Below are 20,575 nucleotides of genomic sequence, written 5' to 3' on the forward strand. Positions count from 1 at the left end.
TCCCGCTGAAGTGGATATCGGACGAAAAAGACGCCGCCAAGCTCTGAAATTGCAACCCACGGGAAAGTGACCATCTGAGCCGGAAAGTGACCAAACAGAAAAAAAGCCCGATACACACGGTACCGGGCTCTGGAGGCTCCTGGGAGGAGATTTGAATTTTTGGTTTCGCCTCAGTCGACGTTGAAGGCGAGCGGCTTGGCCTGGCGGATCGCCGGGTTGGCGGTCAGCTTGTCCAGTACCTCGTCCGAAACCGGACCGTCGACGTAAAGAAGCGCGATGGCGTCGCCGCCTTCCTTGTCACGGCCGAGATGGAAGTTGGCGATGTTGACCCCGGCATTACCGAGCGTCGTGCCGATGAAGCCGATCATGCCGGGAACGTCGGTATTGGCGATATAGACCATGTGATTGCCGACATCGGCGTCAAGGTTGATGCCCTTGATCTGGATGAAGCGCGGCTTGCCGTCCGAGAAGACGGTACCGGCAACCGAACGGGTCATCGTGTCGGTCTTGACGGTGAGCTTGATGTAACCATCGAAAATGCCGGTCTTGTCACGCTTCACTTCCGAAAGGACGATGCCCTTTTCCTTCACCATGATCGGCGCCGAAACCATGTTGACGTCGGCGACCAGCGGGCGGATCAGGCCGGCCAGCAGTGCCGAGGTCAGGGCGCGGGTGTTCATCGTCGCCGTCTGGCCATCGTAGAGGATCTCGATTTCCTTGATCGCATCCTCGGTGACCTGGCCGACAAAGGCGCCGAGAACGTCGGCAAGCTTGATGAACGGCTTCAGGAGCGGCGCTTCTTCCGCCGTGATCGACGGCATGTTGATGGCGTTGGAGACGGCGCCCTTGACGAGGAAATCCGACATCTGTTCGGCAACCTGCAGTGCAACGTTTTCCTGAGCTTCCGTGGTCGACGCACCGAGATGCGGGGTGCAGACGACATTGTCGAGGCCGAAGAGCGGGCTCTCGGTCGCGGGCTCGACTTCGAACACGTCGAAACCGGCACCGGCGACATGACCGGACTTGATGGCGTCGGCAAGCGCTGCCTCATCGACCAGACCGCCACGGGCGCAGTTGATGATACGGACGCCCTTCTTGGTCTTGGCGAGGTTTTCCTTGCCGAGAATGCCGCGGGTCTTGTCGGTCATCGGCACATGCAGGGTAATGAAGTCGGCGCGGGCGAGCAGATCGTCCAGCTCCACCTTCTCGACACCCATTTCCTGAGCGCGTTCAGCCGACAGGAAGGGGTCATAGGCGATGACGTGCATGCCAAGGCCGATTGCCTTCTTGCAGACGATGCCGCCGATATTGCCGGCGCCGATGACGCCAAGCGTCTTGCCGGTGATTTCGACACCCATGAATTTCGACTTTTCCCACTTGCCGGCCTGGGTCGATGAATCGGCCTGCGGCAGCTGGCGGGCGACGGCGAACATCAGCGCGATGGCATGTTCGGCGGTCGTGATCGAATTGCCGAACGGCGTGTTCATGACGATGATACCGCGCTTGGAAGCGGCCGGAATATCGACATTGTCGACGCCGATGCCGGCGCGGCCGATGACCTTCAGATTGGTCGCGGCAGCGATCAGCTTTTCCGTCGCCTTGGTGGCCGAGCGGATGGCAAGACCGTCATAATTGCCGATGATCTCGGCAAGCTTGTCCTTGTCCTTGCCGAGCTTCGGCTGGAAATCGACTTCGACGCCGCGATCGCGAAAGATCTGGACGGCGGTTTCCGACAGTTCGTCGGATACGAGTACGCGAGGTGCCATGAGAGGCCTCCTGAAAAAGAGCGGAAATGTTTTTATGATGCGAGGGCCTCGCCTACGGGGCGAGGCCGAAATCGGATCCGGATCGGATCAGGCAGCAGCCTTGGTGAGCGCGGCCTTCTGCGTTTCGAACGCATAGGTCAGCCACGGCATCAGCGCCTGCATGTCGGCATCCTCGATCGTGGCGCCGGCCCAGATGCGCAGGCCCGACGGGGCATCGCGGTAAGCGCCGGCGTCAAAGGCAACGCCTTCCTTTTCGAGGATCGAGACAACACCCTTGGCAAAAGCCGCCTGGGCATCGGCATCGAGCGCGGTCACGGCCGGATCGACGATCTTAAGGCAGACGGACGTGTTGGAACGCGTCGCCGGATCGACGGCGAGATTGGCGATCCAGTCGTTCTTCTCGACGAAATCGAAGATGGCCTTGGCATTCGCATCGGCACGGGCGATCAGCGCATCGAGGCCGCCGATCGACTTTGCCCACTGCAGCGCATCGATATAGTCCTCGACGCAGAGCATGGACGGCGTGTTGATCGTTTCGCCCTTGAAAATGCCTTCGGAAAGCTTGCCGCCCGAGGTGAGGCGGAAAATCTTCGGCAGCGGCCAGGCCGGAACATAGGTCGTCAGACGTTCGACAGCGCGCGGCGACAGAATGATCATGCCATGACCGCCCTCACCGCCCAGAACCTTCTGCCAGGAGAAGGTGACGACGTCGAGCTTGGCGAAGTCCATGTCCTGCGCGAAGGCGGCGGACGTGGCGTCGCAAATGGTCAGGCCCTTGCGGTCGGCCGGGATGAAATCGGCATTCGGAACGCGGACGCCAGAGGTCGTACCGTTCCAGGTGAAGACGACGTCGCGGTCGAAATCGACTTCGGCAAGGTTCGGCAGCAGGCCATAGCCGGCTTCGAACTTGCGGACATCCTTGAGCTTCAGCTGCTTGACGACATCGGTGACCCAGCCGGCACCAAAGCTTTCCCAGGACAGCATGTCGACGCCGCGCTCGCCGAGCAGCGACCAGAGCGCCATTTCGACGGCGCCGGTATCGGAGGCAGGAACGATGCCGATGCGGTAATCCGCAGGTACGTTCAGAATTTCACGGGTGAGGTTGATGGCGAGAGCCAGCTTGTCCTTGCCAACCTTCGCGCGGTGCGAACGACCGAGCGGGGCATCGGAGAGAGCGTCAAGCGACCAACCGGGGCGCTTCGAGCAGGGGCCAGAAGAAAAATTGGCATTATTCGGACGTACGTCCGGCTTCGCGGCAGTGGCCATATGTATACCCTTCCAGGTAATTGGCTCCTCGTTGGGGAGGAGTGTCCCGCCGCCGCTTTTATGGGAAAGCAAATAAAGGCGCAAGGCGGAATTTTACCGGCCGGCTTTTTCACTTGTTTTCAGCCCCGCGGATGGACCGGGGCGATGCGTGAGACACACCGCAGCCCGCGCCACGCGATCCCGCGCCCGCTCGAAGCAAGCCCGAGAGCAAGCCTCACTCCATCCCCGCGCCCTATGCGTTGCGGGCCAAGCTGGCCTGTGCAGTCGGCGCAGGCCATCAAGAACAATCGAGATCGAAGATTTACGCCTTTTCTGGAGTGAACTTATGAAGGTAGCTGTCCTCTTCACCGGCTTTTTGCGTCAGAAAGAGCAAACGAAACAGAATTTCGAAACCCTCCTTCTCGCCCCTTTCGAGGCAGACGTCTTCGTCGCCACTTGGGACATCCACGATATAGCAAGACCCCTGCACAACCGGACCGAGGAACTCCGTATCGAGGCCGAGGTGGCCGGCTCCGACATCAGGAATTTCTTTGCACCGAGATTGAGGGACTATCTGGTCCTGTCCTACGACCTGTTTCGCCAGTCGACGCCGACGATCAACGAAATTGACCGCCCCAACGATCTGCTGAAGACGAACCAGCGCGCCGCATCCCACGGGACAGTCTGGATGAACAGGCTGTATTCCCAATGTTACATGGTCCGGCGGGGCCTTCAGATGATCCGGGAATATGAAGAACGCACCGGCATCAGGTATGACGCGATCGCCCGCACACGCACCGACATGCTCTTCATGTCACCGTTTCCTGAACCGCAACTGGACAAGCTCATGTATCCGTCGACCTATCACGACGGAAAGCCCGTACCCCAGGGATGCGTTGCCGACCACTTCTATTGGGGCGGCCGCGACACGATGATGAAGCTCGAGGATCTCTGCTTCAACATCGAAACCATGTATCGCCGCCAGAATGTCGATACGACCTATGCGGAGATCCTGTTCCACTCCTATGCGCTGAAACAGGATATCTATCTGCAGCCGTTCGACATCGCCTACAGACGGGCCTGATCCGCCGCGCAGAAAAGCATTCGACCCGAAAATCCGGCTGGATTTTCGGGTCGATGAGATATCTTTCATCCGCAGCCGACAGGCAGCTCGCCGGCGTAAGCGCCGGTCATGCGGTCACTTGTAGACGATCGGCTGCGGCGGCGGCTCGTAGGCCGGCGGAGCGTCGCAACCGCCAAAGGTGTAGCGGGCGCCGATGCGGGCTTCATGCGAATCGAAACCCTTGTCCTGGCCAGGGCCGCCATTGGCGTTGTAGCCGAACATGTCGCCACCAGCGATGTGGCGGAAACGGTAGCCGATATCGGCCTTCAGGTTGCAGGTGATGTCGATCGACGCACCGGCCATGAGGGCATAAGTCAGGCGCCACTTGCCTTCGTCGCCATGCTCGGTCGTGTAGCAGCCGGGAACACTCGGATCGTCGCAGATCGTGTTGCGCAGCTTGTCCCACTTGACGTAGGAGCCACCGATACCGGCACCGACGTAAGGCGTGAAGTAACCGTAGGTGCCGAGATCGACATAGGCATTGGCCATGATCGAGTAGGCGCGCATGTCGGACTTATCGGAAGACGTGCAGGCGACAGTGCCGCAATAACCGCTGGTGCCACCGCGGAAATCCGACTTGTTGAGATAGTCGAACGTCACGTCGGTGCGCAGGTAGTTGTTGATCTGGTAACCGACACCACCGCCGAGCAGAAAGCTGTCCTTCAGCGAGGCACGGTCGAAATCGACCAGGTTCGAATTGGAACCCTGATAATACTGGGCGCCACGCATGTGGTTGAACGAATATCCGACGTCGCCGCGCAGATACCATCCGCTCGACTGCTGGATCTCGACTTCAGGCGCATCCTGCATCATCGGCGGAGCCGGCTGATAAAGATCGGCGGAATGGGCAGCGCTGACCATCAGGAGCAGCGCGGTTGCGGCAGCCAAGCACTTCTTCATGGCTCATCTCCAAGCTCGTGTCGCATGGCAGAACCTTCCCCCGCCATCGTCGTGTGAACGGATGATGAAGGATAATGGTTAAGTGCAAATTAACGCTGTTTGCTAACCAAGATTGCCGGAATTACTCAACCTATACAGGCGGGCATCCGCCGGAGCCCGGTTACTCCTTAATTCCGCCGCGCCTCAATACCGCGAATCACGCCCCGAAAACCTGCGCATACTCATTCAGATGATGCAGCAGTTTGCGCGCATATCCGGGCAGTTGTGCTTCGCTCTTGACGCAGAGATAGAGCTCCCGGTCGGCCCAGCCCTCGTCGATCTGCACGATCCGCAATTCCATGCTCTTCGCGAACCGCACCGCCGCCGTTTCGGGGATGATCGCGATGCCGGCGTTGCATTCGACCATGCGACAGATACCTTCGAAACCATCGAGCCGCATGCGCACATCCACCTCACGTCCGAGTTCGCGCGCAAGCCGCCGCTTGAACTGCGACAGGGCAACGTTTTCCGGCATGCCGATCATCCGGAAATCGAGGATGTGCGAAAACTTCATGCGCTCGGCGGACAAGGGAAAATCCCGGCCGACGACCACGACCAACTTGTCCGGCACGAATCGCCAGCGCTCCAGCCCGACCATGTCCGCCGACGCAGCAACGATGCCGATATCAGCCTCGCCGTTCTTCAACAGCGCCGTCACCTCAAAACTCGGCTTGTCGACCACGCTGACGCTGATCTCCGGATTGGCGGCAAGGAAAGTCCCGAGCGCCTTCGGCATGTGTTCGGCCAGCATGTTGGTGTTCGACAGAAGCCTCACCCGGCCCCGGCGACCATCGGCGAAACCATCGAGCTCGGTCTCGACCCGCCGCGCCTCCTCGACCAGCCGGCGGGCATGCCGTGCCAAAATATCGCCGGCAAGCGTCGGCTTGATGCCGCGGCCGGTCCGCTCGAACAGTTCGAGCTTGAACCCTTCCTCCAGCCGTCGCAGCCGCGCGCTGACGGCGGCCACCACGATATTGTTGCGGGCGGCGGCGGCCGTCAAGCTGCCGCCATCCACTGCCGCGAGAAATATCCGCAAATCCGTCAGGTCGAATTTCATGAAAGGCCTTTCACTTTTCGTGAAATCAGCTTGTAGAATAAACCGACTTCCGAGACACGATTTCGCCGCGTATGACCTGTGTCAAGTCGCGCTCGCGACACATCGACACAGAGTAGGGTCGGCTCTGATTTGACCCTATAGAGCAATATCAGTCGTTTTCGACAAGATTTTCGGCTTTTTCTTCGATGTGATCAGCCGGTGTCGTGACGACATGGATCAGCGTGCACGAGGAGGAGCGTGTGGGTTCGATTTAACGAATTGTTCATGCTTGATGAAAGCACGTCGATGATGCCCGCTTCCTCCTCCCGGCGCTCCGCAAGGCGTTCCCTTGCTGCCAAGCTTCTCTCGCACTGTTCCCAGCCCCTGGCGCTCGGGCTTCTCTGTCTTTCCGCGCTGGCAGCCATTCCAGGCACCAGCGCGGCCCAGGATGCATCGGCCGCTTCCGCAGAGCTGATCGCCAAGGGACGTTATCTCGCAACCGCTGCCGACTGTGCCGCCTGCCACACCGCCCCGCATGGCGGTACTCCCTTTGCCGGGGGCTATGGCATCGAATCGCCGCTCGGCACGATCTTTTCCACCAACATCACCCCGTCGAAGCAGGATGGCATCGGCAATTACAGCGAAGCCGATTTCGCCCGCGCCGTGCGCGAAGGCGTCGCCAAGGATGGCAGCCATCTTTATCCGGCCATGCCCTACACGGCCTATGCAAAGATTTCCGACGAGGACATGCATGCGCTCTACGCGTATTTCATGAACGAGGTGAGGCCGGTCGATCACGTTCCGCAGAAGACCGAACTGCCCTTCCCCTTCTCGATCCGCACCTCCATGGCCGCCTGGAACCTGCTGTTCCTCGACAACAGCCGCTTCAAGCCGGATGCCTCGAAATCGGCCGAGTGGAACCGCGGCGCCTATCTTGCCGAAGCGCTCGAGCACTGCAGCACCTGCCACACGCCACGTAACGTCTTCATGGCCGAATCCGGCAGCGAGGCCCTGTCCGGTGGCTCGATCGGCTCCTGGTACGCACCGAACATCACCTCCGACAAGACAAGCGGCATTGGCGGCTGGTCCGACGCAGAGCTGACCCAATATCTGAAGACCGGCCATGTTGCCGGCAAGGCGCAGGCAGCAGGCCCGATGGCAGAAGCCGTCGAGAACAGCCTCCAGCACCTGAACGACGACGACATCAAGGCGATGGTCACCTATCTGCGCGACGTCAAGCCGATCGCTTCCGGTGAAACGACGCCACGTTACGCCATCGACAACCCGTCGGTCGCCGAAGCCACTCTGCGCGGCCTGCCCGGCCAGGGGCTGGATGAAAACGGTTTCCACGTGTTCAGCGGCAGCTGCGCCACCTGCCACCAGAACGACGGCGGCGGCAACAAGCATTATCCGTCGCTGTTCCACAACACGGCAACGGGTGCGGATCGTCCGGATAACCTGGTCGCCACCATCCTGTTCGGCGTCAGCCGCACCGTCGATAACGTGCCGACCTTCATGCCGGCCTTCGGCCCGGCCGCATCCTATACCGACAAGCTGTCCGACAAGGACATTGCCGATGTCAGCAATTACGTGCTGAGCCAGTTCGGCAACGCCGCGGTCAAGGTTACTCCGGCCGATGTCGCCCGCATTCGCGAAGGTGGGGAAAAGCCGTTCCTGGCGGAGGTTGCTCCGTTCATCGTACCGGCCGGCATCGTTGCCGCCCTGATCGTGCTGCTCGTCATCGCCCTGCTCATCAGCCGTCGCCGGCCAAAAGCCGCACACGCCTGACCCGCAAACCCTTTCAATTCTGACGACCTCATCGAGGATATCAGCAATGCCAATCGACACCCATAATTCCGGCTCCCTGACGGGCCTCCCTCTCCACCGGCGCGACCTCCTGCGCGCCACCGTCGCGGTCGGCGGACTGGCAGTGCTTTCGAGCCTTGCCGCACCCCTGTCCGCCGCCGCTGCGGACAATGACGTCCAGGACTTTACCCAGCTCTCCGAATTCCTGACCGGCTACAAGCTCGATCCGGTTCTCGGCGGCCGGTTCCTGACCGCACTTGCCAAGCGCAACGCCACCCTGAAGGCCGACATGGCGGCACTTCAGCAGGTCATCAAGCAGTCGGGCGTCGCCAATATGGACGGGTTCCTTGCCCTGAAGGCCGATCCGGCCCTGATGAAGACCGCAACCAAGATCGTCTCCGCCTGGTATCTCGGCGTCGTCGGCGAACCGGAAGACGCGGAACTCATCACCTATGCCGAGTCGCTGATGTATCGGCCGACCAAAGGCATCCTGACCATTCCAAGCTACGGCCCGGGCCCGAACGCCTGGGGACCGAAGCCAGACAGCAAGATTTGATAGGAAGACGACAATGGCAAATGACGCATATGATGCGGACGTGATCGTCATCGGCTCCGGCGTTATGGGCGGGATCGTCGGTGCAACGCTGGCCAAGGCCGGCAAGAAGGTCATCATTCTGGAAGCCGGCCCGCGTGTCGATCGTCGCGAGATCGTCGAGACCTATCGCAACGCCCCGGTCAAACTGTCGCTCGCCAATGCAAAACTGCAGGGCGCCGGCTCCCCCTTCCCGAGCCTGCCGCACGCGCCGTCAACCTATGGCGACTATCTGCAATACGAAGGCCCGGTCAAATACAACACGTCCTACTTGCGTGTCGTCGGCGGCACGACCTGGCACTTCGGTTCGGCGCTGTGGCGCATGATCCCTAACGACTTCAAGATCCAGACCCTGTACGGCCGCGGCCGCGACTGGCCGATCGGTTATGACGACCTCGAACAGTATTACAACAAGGCCGAACTGGAACTGGGCGTTACCGGCACCGACGGCCAGGACGAAAGCGGTCAGGGCGGCGGCCCGATGCCGCCCCGCTCCATGCCCTTCCCGATGAAGCAGCTGAACACCAGCTACATGTTCGACAAGCTGACGGAAAAGCTGCTGGTCGGCGGCTTCAACCCGGTTCTCGAGCCGCATGGCCGCGCCTCGCGCCCCTATGGCAACCGCCCGATCTGCGCCGGCAACAACAACTGCAACCCGGTCTGTCCGATCGGCGCCAAGTATGACGGCTCGATGCATATCGACGAAGCCGAACGCCATGGCGCCAAGCTGCTCGACAACTCGCCCGTCTACAAGATCGAAGCCGGCGACGACGGCAAGATCACTGCGATCTGGTACAAGAAGCCGGACAATTCCGAGCATAGGCTGACGGCAAAGTATTTTGTCCTCGCCGCCTACGGCATCGAATCGGCCAAGCTTCTGCTGATCTCGACCTCCGACAAATATCCGAACGGCATCGCCAACTCTTCGGACCAGGTCGGCCGCAACCTGATGGACCATACCGGCATCAGCATGAACATGCTGACCAAGGAAGACATGTGGCCGGGCGAAGGCCCGACCGAACTTCTGGTCTATCTGAACCAGCGCGACGGTGCTTTCCGCAAGGATTACCCGAGCTACAAGATCAAGGTGCGCAACACCGTGCCGACCGCGCAGATGACCGAAGGGTTCATCAAGAAGGGCATCTTGGGCTCCAAGCTGGACGCCGAGATCCGCAAATATTCGGCCCGCTCGCTCAACTGGGCGATCGACTTCGAACCACTGCCGCTCGCCGAAAACCGCGTCACCCCGTCGAAGACCAAGTTCGACTCGGTCGGCATCCCGGTTCCGGTCCTCTATTATTCGGTCACCGATTACTGGAATGCCGGCCGTGACCGCGGCCTGCAGGACCTCAACAAGATCGCAGAACTGCTCGATGCCGAAGTCCTGTCGACCGACGTGAAATGGCAGAACCGCCAGCACGTCATGGGCACGACACGCATGGGCGACGACCCGAAGGATTCGGTCGTCGACCGCGATTGCCGCACCCACGACCACCAGAACATGTTCATTGCCGGCACCAGCGTCATGCCGTCGGCAACCTGCATGAACCCGACGCTGACCGGTGCGGCGCTGAGCGTGCGCATCGCCGAACAGCTGCTCAAAGAAGTCTGATCGCATCCGGGCGCCGCGGCGCCCGGCATCACGATCTCTTCATTCCCCCCTTTCGCATGGAAACCGATCGCCCTTCGGGGCGTTAAAACCTTCCATGCGAAAGGGCTTCTCTTGAAACACCGCAAAGACGACGTCGGCAAATCCGCCGCCCGCCAGTTCGATGTCCCCCGCCAGATCGCCGATCACGGCGTCGTCGGCAATCTCCGGACCATGGCGCTGGTCGCCACAGATGGCGCAATCGATTTTCTCTGCTGGCCGTACTTCGACAGCCCCAGCATTTTCGCAGCCCTGCTCGACCCTGAAAAAGGCGGCGCCTTCGAACTGGTGCCGCAGATCGAAAGCGCCCGGCCGCTGCAGATGTATATTCCGGAAAGCAACGTGCTGCTCACCCGCTGGCTCGGCCAGCGCTCAAGCGCCGAAGTGGTCGATTTCATGCCGCTTCCGAAGGATGACGATACGCCCTCCTTGCTGATCCGTCGCGTCGCCGTCACCCGCGGCGAAGTCTCCTTCAAGCTGCGCTGCTGGCCGCGCTTCGATTATGCGCGCAACAAACCGAAGGTGCATCTCAAGGGCGGAGAGGCATTCTTCGATTGCGGTGACTTCACGCTGCGGCTTTCCGCAGCCGTCAAACTCAAGAAGGAAGATGGCGGCGTCACCGCCGAATTTTCCCTCAAGGCCGGCGAAACGCTCGATCTGTTCTTCGATTGCAGCGATGGTGACGTGCCGGACAAACAGGCCATCGACGGCATCCTGCACGAAACGATCGATTACTGGCAGCGCTGGGCAAGGCGCTCAAGCTACAAGGGCCGCTGGCGCTCGGCCGTCACCCGCTCGGCGCTGGTCCTGAAACTGCTCACCTCGCAAAAATTCGGATCGATCGCCGCCGCCGGAACGTTCGGCCTGCCGGAAGCGCCGGGCGGCGAGCGAAACTGGGATTATCGCGCCACCTGGATCCGCGACGCCTCCTTCACCGTCTATGCACTCATGCGGCTCGGTTATCTGGAAGAGGCCAATGCCTTCACCCACTGGATCACCGACCGCACCGATGCCGCGCGACAGGGCCGCATGCTGATCATGTACGCGCTGGACGGCAGCCGCATGGAAGAAGAAATCTCGCTCGATCACCTCTCGGGTTATGGCGGCGCGCGACCGGTCCGCGTCGGCAACAACGCGGTCGACCAGATCCAGCTCGATATCTACGGCGAGCTGCTCGATACGATCTATATCAGCAACAAATACGGCGAGGCCATCTCGCACGACAACTGGAACGGCGTGCGAAAAGTCGTCGATCGGGTTTGCGAGGTCTGGCAGGATGTCGATGCCGGGATCTGGGAAGTGCGCAGTGAACCGCAGGAACACCTGCATTCCCGGCTGATGTGCTGGGTTGCTGTCGACCGCGCCATTCGCCTTGCGGATAAACGCTCGCTCGCCGCCCCCTTCGGCCGCTGGATCGAGGCGCGCAATGCGATCAGCGAGGATATCTGGGCCAACTTCTGGAACGAGGAACTCGGCCATTTCGTCCATTGCAAGGGCGGCAGGGACCTTGATGCGTCGATGCTGATGATGCCGCTCGTGCGCTTCATCAGCGCCACCGACCCGGCCTGGCTGAAAACGCTCGACGCGATCTCCGACAAGCTCGCCGACGACAGTCTCGTCATGCGCTACAAGCGCGAGGACGGACTGGACGGCGACGAAGGCTTTTTCGCCGCCTGCTCCTTCTGGTTCGTCGAATGCCTCGCCCGCGCCGGCCGGCTCGAAGAGGCACGGATCAACATGGAAAAGCTGCTTCTGTTCGGCAACCACCTGCAGCTCTACGCAGAGGAATTCGACACCCGCGGCGAGTTTCTCGGCAATTTTCCGCAGGCCTTTACGCATTTGGCGCTGATCAGCGCCGCGTTCTATCTCGACGGCGCGTTGGACGGAAAATTCAGCCAGTGGCGGCCGTAGAGGGCGGCCACTGCCCCTCATCCGCCTGCCGGCACCTTCTCCCCGCTTGCGGGGAGAAGGGCAAATGCCGCTTGCTCATCGGCTCAATCAGGGCAAGTCCCCTCTCCCCGCAAGCGGGGAGAGGGTTAGGGTGAGGGGCAAATCTGGAGATCAGCTAAGAGACAGCCCCGCTTAAGCAGCAGCCGTCCGCACGTTGGCGATCACATCCACCAGCCCGTCGACAATCCGCTCCACCTGAGCCCGGTCGTCGCCCTCCGCCATAACGCGGATCAGCGGCTCTGTGCCGGAAGGGCGGATGACAAGGCGGCCCTTGGTCGCCAGTTCCGCTTCCGCATCGGCGATCGCCTGCTGCACGACGGCATCTTCCAGCGGTTTGCCGCCGGAGAAGCGGACATTCTTCAGAAGCTGCGGCACAGGCTCGAAGCGGCGGCAGACTTCGCTGACCGGCTTACCGAGACGTTTTGCGCGCGCAAGAATCTGCAGGGCTGCGACGAGGCCATCGCCGGTCGTGCCGAAATCCGAAAGCACGATATGGCCGGACTGCTCACCGCCGACATTGAGGTCGTGGTTGCGCATATGCTCGACGACATAACGGTCGCCGACCTTGGTGCGATGCAGGTCGAGCTTCTTGCCCTTGAGGAAACGCTCAAGGCCGAGATTGGACATCACGGTCGCAACGATGCCGCCGCCGCGCAGCTTTTCGTCCTCGGCCCAGCCTTCGGCAATGACGGCCATCAGCTGGTCGCCATCGACGATCTCGCCGCGTTCGTCGACGATGATGACGCGGTCGGCATCGCCATCGAGCGCGATACCGATATCGGCGCGCACTTCATGCACCTTGCGCTGCAGCCGTTCCGGCGCAGTCGAACCGCAATCGAGATTGATATTCGTGCCGTTCGGCTCGTTGCCGATCGTCACCACTTCGGCACCAAGTTCCCACAGCGCCAGCGGCGCGACCTTGTAGGCGGCACCATTGGCGCAGTCGATCGCAACCCGCAGGCCATGCAGGGTCACATCGCGCGGAAGGGTGCGCTTCACATGCTCGATATAGCGATAGATGTCGCCTTCGACGCGCTTGGCGCGGCCGATGTCGGCCGACTTGGCCAGCTGCGCCTGCATGTCCTTGTCGAGCAGATCCTCGATCTGGCTTTCCAGTTCGTCGGAGAGCTTATAGCCGTCCGGACCGAACAGCTTGATGCCGTTATCTTCGTAAGGATTGTGCGAGGCCGAAATCATCACGCCGACATCGGCGCGCAGCGACGGCGTCAGCATGGCGACGGCCGGCGTCGGGATCGGGCCGAGCAGGAAGACGTCGAGGCCCGCAGCGGTAAAACCCGCCACCATGGCGTTTTCCAGCATGTAGCCGGACAGGCGCGTATCCTTGCCGATCACGACGCGGTGGCGGTGATTGCCGTTGCGGAACATGGTCCCGACCGCGATCCCGACCCGCATCGCCAGATCCGGCGTCATCGGGAAGATGTTGGAATGTCCGCGAATGCCATCAGTCCCAAAATAACGGCGTGCCATAAAAACTCCTTGGTCATCGCGCCGCCATCGGCGCGGTCTTGTGCGGGGATCAAACCCGCTTCTATTGCATGGCCCCGTCTATTGCGTGGAATGCAAGGCCATTTCCCGGCTCTTGCCACAGTTCACCAGTGCCAGCACATAAATTAGCGTCAAAATGGCTTATATCCCGTTACCAAAAATAAAGCGCTAATATACACCGAAAGGCCGCCGGCTTTTCGGACCGGCGGCCTTTCTCAAGATTGCAGTGTCACAAGCGGCACAAGATCAGTGCGGCTGCGGCTCCAGACCGCTTTCGGGCTCGCCACCCTTCGGCTCGTCCTTCTTGGAACCGGTCGAAGGCACGGCCGAACCGCGGCTCGGGGTCGAATCGTCACCGAGATCGCGAGCCGGCTTCTGGCCCTTGATCAGCGCCTTGATTTCCTCACCCGACAGCGTCTCGTATTCGAGCAGGCCTTCGGCAATCGCCACGAATTCATCGTGGTAATCGGTGAGGATCTGGCGGGCTTCGGTATAGGCCTCGTCGATCAGGCGGCGCACTTCGTTGTCGATCTTCTGGGCAGTTGCCTCGGAGACGTTCTTCGACTGCGAAACAGAGTGACCGAGGAAGACTTCCTGCTGGTTTTCACCATAGGCGACCTGGCCGAGCACGTCGGAGAAACCCCACTGGGTGACCATGGCGCGGGCAAGCTTGGTGGCCTGCTCGATATCCGAGGATGCACCGGACGTGATGTTTTCCTTGCCGAAGGTCAGTTCCTCGGCAACGCGGCCGCCCATCATGATGACGAGACGCGACACCATCCACTTGTAGCTCATGGAGTAGCGGTCGCCTTCCGGCAGCTGCATGACCATGCCGAGCGCACGGCCGCGCGGAATGATCGTCGCCTTATGCAGCGGATCGGCAACCGCGACCTTGAGCGCCGTGATGGCGTGGCCGGCTTCGTGATAGGCGGTGAGCTTCTTTTCGGCTTCGGTCATGGCGGACGAGCGGCGTTCCGCGCCCATCATGATCTTGTCCTTGGCGTCTTCGAACTCGGCCATGGTGACGAGGCGCTTGTTGCGGCGCGCAGCCATCAGGGCAGCTTCGTTGACGAGGTTCATCAGGTCGGCACCGGAGAAGCCGGGCGTACCGCGGGCAAGCGTCTTCAGATCGACATTCGGCGCCAGCGGAACATTGCGGGCATGAACCTTGAGGATGCGCTCGCGGCCGACGATATCCGGGTTCGGCACAACGACCTGACGGTCGAAACGGCCCGGACGAAGCAGCGCCGGATCGAGAACGTCGGGACGGTTGGTCGCAGCGATCAGGATGATGCCTTCGTTCGCTTCGAAGCCGTCCATCTCGACCAGCAGCTGGTTGAGCGTCTGCTCGCGTTCGTCGTTACCGCCGCCGAGACCGGCGCCACGATGGCGACCGACGGCGTCGATTTCGTCGATGAAGATGATGCAGGGCGCATTCTTCTTGGCCTGTTCGAACATGTCGCGGACGCGGCTTGCACCGACGCCGACGAACATTTCAACGAAGTCCGAACCGGAAATCGTGAAGAACGGCACGTTGGCTTCACCGGCAACCGAGCGGGCGAGCAAAGTCTTACCCGTGCCCGGAGGGCCGACGAGAAGGACACCGCGCGGAATACGGCCACCAAGGCGCTGGAACTTTTGCGGATCGCGGAGGAATTCGACGATTTCTTCCAGATCCTGCTTGGCTTCGTCGACACCGGCAACGTCTTCGAACGTCACGCGGCCATGCGCTTCCGTCAGAAGCTTGGCCTTCGACTTGCCAAAGCCCATCGCGCCGCGCGAGCCACCCTGCATCTGGCGCATGAAGAACAGCCAGACACCGAGGATCAGCAGCATCGGCAACAGCGTGCCGAGATAGCTGAGGAAGCCGGAAGAACCGTCGGTCTCCGGACGAGCCATGATCGAGACGTTCTTCGCCTGCAGCTTCTCGATCAGCGTGTCATCGATGACCGGCGAATAGGTCTGGAAATTGGAGCCGTTCTCGGCATAGGTACCAAGCACACGATTGCCCGTCACGACGACGTCACGCACCCGCCCGGAATCCACATCACGCAGGAACTGCGAATAGGGAATTTCCCGTGAGCTGGTCTGCGAAGGCGCCGTCTGGAACATGCTGAACAGAGCGATCAGCAAGAGGGCTATGATAGCCCAGAGGGCAAAATTACGAAAATTTGGGTTCATCGAACTCCCCGACTGCGCGGCCTGCTTTTTTGGCGACCGCCTCTGCTTGCCGTTAACATAGGAGTGCCGCTCGTCCTTGCCAAGGTAAGCCGGTGATCGAGACTAGCTTTTCCGTATGGAAACCTTAATTGGCAGCCGGGGAAAATGGTCGCATCCGAGCAAAACGGCAAACTCGGTTGCAAGACTAAGGTCGAACTGCGGCAAAAAGCGGTCGAAGGGAGCAAGGATCGGCTCGACCACGACCTTCGCCGCCCCAACCTCCTCTTGGCCGGCAATGACTTGCTCTATCCTCTTGTCATCGAGAATCACCAGACGCGGCATCACCGCCATTGCACGCAGCGCAACAGCAGGCGGCGCCTCGGGGAAAAGAGCCATGGCCTGACCTCTGTCCGCAGGCTCGGCCCCGACGATCACCTCGCGGTCCAGACCGTTGTGGATCCGGTAGCGCCCGTCCCAGACGGTCATCACATCGGGAGCAACATGAAGCGACGAGAGGTCCCGGTTTTCCCGCGCTGCGAAAAGCCCGTCGCGGCGGCGGTCGAAGATAACCCGGCCGGCCGTAATCCTGCCGGGCTCACCGAGCGCGAGCATGGCCATCACCTTGTCCATGGAAACGCTTTTCGCCCCATGCGCCCTCCCCCCGAGCACGGCGCCGAGCATGGCGAGCAGATGGCGGAGAACCGGCGGCTCAGCGGACAGCGCTTCCGGCGCCAGATGCGCCAATACGCCATGGCGGATCGTCAGGTGATGCACGGCAAGCCTCGCAGCCGCCTCCGAGAGGCTGGCACGGCGGCCGGCAGCTTCTGCGATGGCCGCCTTATCCGGCATTGCTATCGAGGCGGACTGATCGGCAATCGCCAGCCTGGTCCGCACCCGCTCGTAATGGCTGTCGAGATTGCTCGGATCATCGATCCAGGCAATGCCTTCGCTGGTGAGGAAGGTACGGATATCCGCTCTCCGCGCATCGAGAAAAGGCCGCAACAGCCATGTCCGGCGATCGAGCAGGACGGCCGGTGCCATGCCGGCAAGGCCGAGATTGTCATCCCGGTCACTGCGGGCCGTGCGCATCGCAACCGTTTCGATCTGGTCGTCGAGCGTGTGCCCGGTCAGGACGGCGGTGGCAGAGAGTTCATCCGCCACCTCGATCAAAAGCCGATAACGGGCGTCCCGTGCCGCAGCAGAAACACCGGATACCGGCTTCTCGCCTTCCCATCTGCGAATGACGTGGTGAATGCCGTAGGAGCGGCAGAGCGCTGCAACGCCCTCGGCCTCGCCGGCTGCTTCCGGCCTCAGGCCATGATCGACGGTGACCGCGAGAACCTCGACATCCCCGGCAGAACGAGCCTTCCGCCACAAAGAAATCAACAGCCCGGTCGAATCGCTGCCGCCGGAAACGGCAACGAGCAGCCTTGCGGGCCGCTCGATCCTTGAGAGAAGGTCGTCGATCGCCTGCTCAGGCGAAATCGACGACGATTGGGAAATGGAGGTCACAACGGCGCCTCGGCACCCGTCAGCAGGACAGCCGTTTTTCTTCGCTGGTCACCTTGCCGAGAACAGCCTTCGAGGCATTCGGATAACGCTTCGGCACTTCGCGCAGCGTCGCGCAGGCCGTCTCGGTATTGTCGAGTGCGGCAAGCGACATGCCGAGCTTCAGCAGCATTTCCGGCGCCTTTGCCGACTTGCCGTAGCTCTGGTGCCCGTTGAGGAAGGTCTTCGCCGCCTCATTGTATTTCCCCTGCGAGAACTGCGCTTCGCCGAGCCAGAAGCTGGCATCAGGCGCGCGCGCGCTCTTCGGGTAGCTTGCGAGATAGCCGGAAAACTCCTTCTCTGCGAGCTGGTAGTCGCCCGAAAGAACATGGTCATAGGCGATCTTGTAGCTGTCGCTCTCGCTACCGAGCGAGGCTGTCTGTTGCGGGTCCTGCGAAGCGGGCGCGGTGCCGGCAGGGCGTGCCGGGGCAGCGCCGGTCGTGACACCGGGCAGACCTGAGGAATTCTTGGCATTGTCGTTGCGGGTCGCACCGCGCGGATTGCCGTTCTGGTCGAAATCCATCGAACCGAGCGTGGTTGGCGGCGGTGCCGAGCGGCTGCCGGTCGAGGGCTGGGGTTCACCCATGCCGTCGGTTGTCGGCGCATCGATGATGCGCGCCACATCGTCGCCGCTCGACGCCGGCGGGGTGGCAGAGCCGGAATTGGCCGAGGGGCGATTGGCCGCCACGGCCGGTTGCCCGGTCGTGTCGCCCAAATCGCTTTTCTTCTTCGGCTGCTTTTCCAGGTCCTGGAAGCGGAATTCGTTATCTTCCTGCGTCTTGCGCATCTGCTCCTGCATCTGCAGCAGCTGAAAACTCATTTCCTCGATCCGGCCATTGAGTTGCCGGACTTCTTCCTGGAGCTGCTGGATACGGACAGCATCATTGCTCTGCTGTGCAAGCACCACCGGCGCATCCTTCACCGACGGCTGTTGCTGAGCAGTGCTCTGATCGTTCTGGAAGAGTTTCGGCAGCGAGAACGCCCCAGCCGGGCTCGTCATCACAGCCAGCCCCAGCATCGCTGCCAAGACAATTTTCTTCATGTCGTCCGTCCTGCTCTCTGATTTGCGCCGGGATGGCGCGCGAGGAGATTTTTACAACTGGGCCGAAATTGCAACCAACCAGCTATCAAAATCTCGGGAAACAGGGCCAAACTAAGGAAAAAACAAAAGGGCGACCAGAAGGCCGCCCTTTCTTACCAAGATTTCATGTATCGCCGGATGGCAGATCACATGCCGGCACCACCGAGAACGGTAACGGCGCGGCGGTTCTGCGACCAGCAGGAAATGTCGTCGCAAACTGCAACCGGGCGTTCCTTGCCGTAGGAGATCGTCTTCATGCGGTTGGCCGGAACGCCACGCGAAGCAAGATATTCCTTGGCAGCGGCAGCGCGGCGCGCACCGAGAGCAAGGTTGTATTCGCGGGTGCCGCGTTCGTCGGCATGGCCTTCGACGGTGATTGCATATTTCGGATAACGGGCAAGCCACTGAGCCTGACGGTCGAGCGTCTGCTGAGCGTCTGCGCGGATCGAGGTCGAGTCGGTATCGAAGAAGATGCGGTCGCCGACATTGACCGTGAAGTCCTGTTGCGAGCCCGGCGTTGCAGCGCCGCCGTTGAGGCCGAGATCACCTGCATTGTTCGGCAGGTTCTTCTTGTTGGCGCAGCCGGCAAGCGCCAGCGCCAGCGTGAGCGCGATAACGGCAGGATTGCGTGCGAGGGTCTGCATGCGGCTCATCGCCGGGGTAACGGTACGGCTCATGGCCGGTCTCTCCTTGATCAGTAAACTTTCAGAGTTGCCAGATTCTAACCGGTTTCGGTTAACCATGATCAAATGCTTATGGTTAATGAAGTGTACCGGCGTCCCAATTTCGCCCTTTCCACGCAGAATAGGGCAGCAAAGAGGCGGAAACCCGCCTCCCGACATCATTCACCCCTATTCGAGGAGCGGTGACCAGGCCGGGTCGGAGCCGTAGGCCGGGGTCTTGATCTGCAATTCGTTGTAACCGGTCAGGTCGATGGAATAGAGCTGCGGGCCGCCGGCGCCGGCATTCTGGCGGAAGAACATCAGCACGCGGCCGTTCGGCGCCCAGGTAGGGCCTTCATTGTGGAAGCCCGAGGTGAGGATGCGCTCGCCCGAACCGTCCGGCTTCATCACGCCGATCGAGAACTTTCCGCCCGACTGCTTGGTGAAGGCGATCAGATCGCCGCGCGGCGACCAGACCGGCGTCGAATAGGAACCGTCACCGAAGGAGATACGCGTCTGGCCCGAACCGTCGGAGCCCATGACATAAATCTGCTGGCGGCCGCCGCGGTCGCTTTCGAACGTGATGCGCGCACCATCCGGCGAATAGGACGGAGCGGTATCGATCGCCGCCGTCGAGGTCAGCCGCGTCGTCGTGCGCGAGCGCAGGTCCATCGTGTAGATATTGGCATTGCCTTCCTGCTGAAGGCTCATGATCACCTTCTGGCCATCCGGCGAGAAGCGCGGCGAGAAGGTCATGCCCGGGAAATTGCCGACCACTTCGCGCTGCCCGGTTTCCAGCTGCAACAGATAGACGCGCGGCTGGTCGCCTTCGAACGACATGTAGGTGACTTCCTGCCGGTTCGGCGAGAAGCGCGGCGTCAGAACGATGTCCTTGCCATTGGTCAGCATGCGGACGTTGAAACCGTCCTGGTCCATGATCGCCAGCTGGCGCTGACGGGTGGTCTTCGGTCCGCTCTCGGAAACGAAGACGACGCGGGTATCGAAATAACCCTTCTCACCGGTAATGCGCTCGTAGATCGCATCGGCGATGATATGGGCGAGACGGCGCCAGTTCTCCGGCTGGGTGAAGAACTGCTGGCCGGTCATCTGGCTGCCGGCAAACGTATCCCAGAGGCGGAATTCGGCGCGCAGGCGACCATCGCCTTCGCGGCTGACACGGCCGACGACCAGCGCCTGGGCATTGATCGCCGTCCAGTCTGGGAAGCGCGGTGCCTTGCCCGGATCGGCGATCTTTTCGATGAAGGCCTGCTTGCTGATCGGCGCGAAAAGGCCGGAACGCTGCAGGTCGGCTGCGATCACCTGGGTAATCTGCGGGCCGAGATCGTTGTTCGACAGGAAGTCGGTGATCGCGATCGGCATGGGCTGGACATTGCCCTTGTTGATGTTGATCACCACTTCCGATCGCGCCGGATCGGAAAGGGCTGCCACGCTGGCGCCGGCCATCATGAGGCCGAGGAATGAACGTCTGATCATGGTATCAAAGCCTTTCAGC

Annotated in this window: 15 protein-coding genes; 5 read left to right on the plus strand and 10 right to left on the minus strand. The window is 61.2% G+C overall.

Annotated elements, in window-relative coordinates:
- Positions 1-170: 170 nt before the first annotated feature.
- Together serA and FHW37_RS15115 are read right to left on the minus strand one after the other, a co-directional pair.
- Positions 171-1,766, minus strand: coding sequence for a phosphoglycerate dehydrogenase (serA, locus tag FHW37_RS15110; RefSeq protein WP_145637796.1), 1,596 nt, complete (start codon positions 1,764-1,766; stop codon positions 171-173).
- Positions 1,767-1,853: 87 nt separating this feature from the next.
- Positions 1,854-3,032, minus strand: coding sequence for a phosphoserine transaminase (locus FHW37_RS15115; RefSeq protein ID WP_145637798.1), 1,179 nt, complete (start codon positions 3,030-3,032; stop codon positions 1,854-1,856).
- A 325-nt stretch (positions 3,033-3,357) separates the two neighbouring features.
- On the opposite strand from FHW37_RS15115, the gene FHW37_RS15120 reads away from it, so the two are divergent.
- Positions 3,358-4,095, plus strand: coding sequence for a hypothetical protein (locus tag FHW37_RS15120; RefSeq protein WP_145637800.1), 738 nt, complete (start codon positions 3,358-3,360; stop codon positions 4,093-4,095).
- A 114-nt stretch (positions 4,096-4,209) separates the two neighbouring features.
- Here FHW37_RS15120 and FHW37_RS15125 read toward each other — a convergent pair whose 3' ends face one another.
- Together FHW37_RS15125 and FHW37_RS15130 are read right to left on the minus strand one after the other, a co-directional pair.
- Complete coding sequence (locus tag FHW37_RS15125; protein WP_145637801.1) at positions 4,210-5,034, minus strand: outer membrane protein; 825 nt, start codon at positions 5,032-5,034, stop codon at positions 4,210-4,212.
- Between the two features lie 196 nt (positions 5,035-5,230).
- Positions 5,231-6,130: a LysR family transcriptional regulator gene (locus tag FHW37_RS15130; protein ID WP_145637803.1), complete on the minus strand. Its 900-nt coding sequence runs from the start codon at positions 6,128-6,130 to the stop codon at positions 5,231-5,233.
- 264 nt (positions 6,131-6,394) lie between these two features.
- Between FHW37_RS15130 and FHW37_RS15135 the strand changes: the two genes are divergently transcribed.
- The 4 genes from FHW37_RS15135 (at position 6,395) to FHW37_RS15150 (ending at position 12,066) form a co-directional block, all read left to right on the plus strand.
- The gene (locus tag FHW37_RS15135) at positions 6,395-7,897 is read left to right on the plus strand and encodes a c-type cytochrome (RefSeq protein ID WP_246690777.1); all 1,503 of its coding nucleotides are present in this window, start codon (positions 6,395-6,397) and stop codon (positions 7,895-7,897) included.
- A 46-nt stretch (positions 7,898-7,943) separates the two neighbouring features.
- On the plus strand, positions 7,944-8,471 hold the full coding sequence (locus tag FHW37_RS15140; protein WP_145637804.1) for a sugar dehydrogenase complex small subunit: 528 nt from the start codon (positions 7,944-7,946) through the stop codon (positions 8,469-8,471).
- A 13-nt stretch (positions 8,472-8,484) separates the two neighbouring features.
- Complete coding sequence (locus tag FHW37_RS15145) at positions 8,485-10,119, plus strand: GMC family oxidoreductase (protein WP_145637806.1); 1,635 nt, start codon at positions 8,485-8,487, stop codon at positions 10,117-10,119.
- Between the two features lie 111 nt (positions 10,120-10,230).
- Positions 10,231-12,066: a glycoside hydrolase family 15 protein gene (locus FHW37_RS15150; protein ID WP_246690778.1), complete on the plus strand. Its 1,836-nt coding sequence runs from the start codon at positions 10,231-10,233 to the stop codon at positions 12,064-12,066.
- A gap of 171 nt (positions 12,067-12,237) precedes the next feature.
- Here the strand turns inward: FHW37_RS15150 and glmM are convergent, their stop codons facing one another.
- From glmM to tolB, 6 genes are all read right to left on the minus strand, one after another.
- Positions 12,238-13,593: a phosphoglucosamine mutase gene (gene glmM / locus FHW37_RS15155; protein WP_145637808.1), complete on the minus strand. Its 1,356-nt coding sequence runs from the start codon at positions 13,591-13,593 to the stop codon at positions 12,238-12,240.
- A 264-nt stretch (positions 13,594-13,857) separates the two neighbouring features.
- Positions 13,858-15,792 (minus strand): ATP-dependent zinc metalloprotease FtsH, encoded by a 1,935-nt coding sequence (ftsH, locus tag FHW37_RS15160; protein WP_145637809.1) that lies wholly within the window; start codon positions 15,790-15,792, stop codon positions 13,858-13,860.
- A 102-nt stretch (positions 15,793-15,894) separates the two neighbouring features.
- The gene (gene tilS / locus FHW37_RS15165; protein WP_145637811.1) at positions 15,895-17,283 is read right to left on the minus strand and encodes a tRNA lysidine(34) synthetase TilS; all 1,389 of its coding nucleotides are present in this window, start codon (positions 17,281-17,283) and stop codon (positions 15,895-15,897) included.
- A 19-nt stretch (positions 17,284-17,302) separates the two neighbouring features.
- Complete coding sequence (gene ybgF / locus FHW37_RS15170) at positions 17,303-18,361, minus strand: tol-pal system protein YbgF (RefSeq protein ID WP_145637813.1); 1,059 nt, start codon at positions 18,359-18,361, stop codon at positions 17,303-17,305.
- A 185-nt stretch (positions 18,362-18,546) separates the two neighbouring features.
- On the minus strand, positions 18,547-19,077 hold the full coding sequence (pal, locus tag FHW37_RS15175; RefSeq protein WP_145637814.1) for a peptidoglycan-associated lipoprotein Pal: 531 nt from the start codon (positions 19,075-19,077) through the stop codon (positions 18,547-18,549).
- Positions 19,078-19,251: 174 nt separating this feature from the next.
- A complete protein-coding gene (gene tolB / locus FHW37_RS15180) occupies positions 19,252-20,529 on the minus strand; it encodes a Tol-Pal system beta propeller repeat protein TolB (RefSeq protein WP_432442863.1) in 1,278 nt (425 codons plus the stop codon).
- Positions 20,530-20,575: the final 46 nt, after the last annotated feature.

Source organism: Neorhizobium alkalisoli (genome assembly GCF_007829835.1).
GTDB lineage: Bacteria > Pseudomonadota > Alphaproteobacteria > Rhizobiales > Rhizobiaceae > Neorhizobium.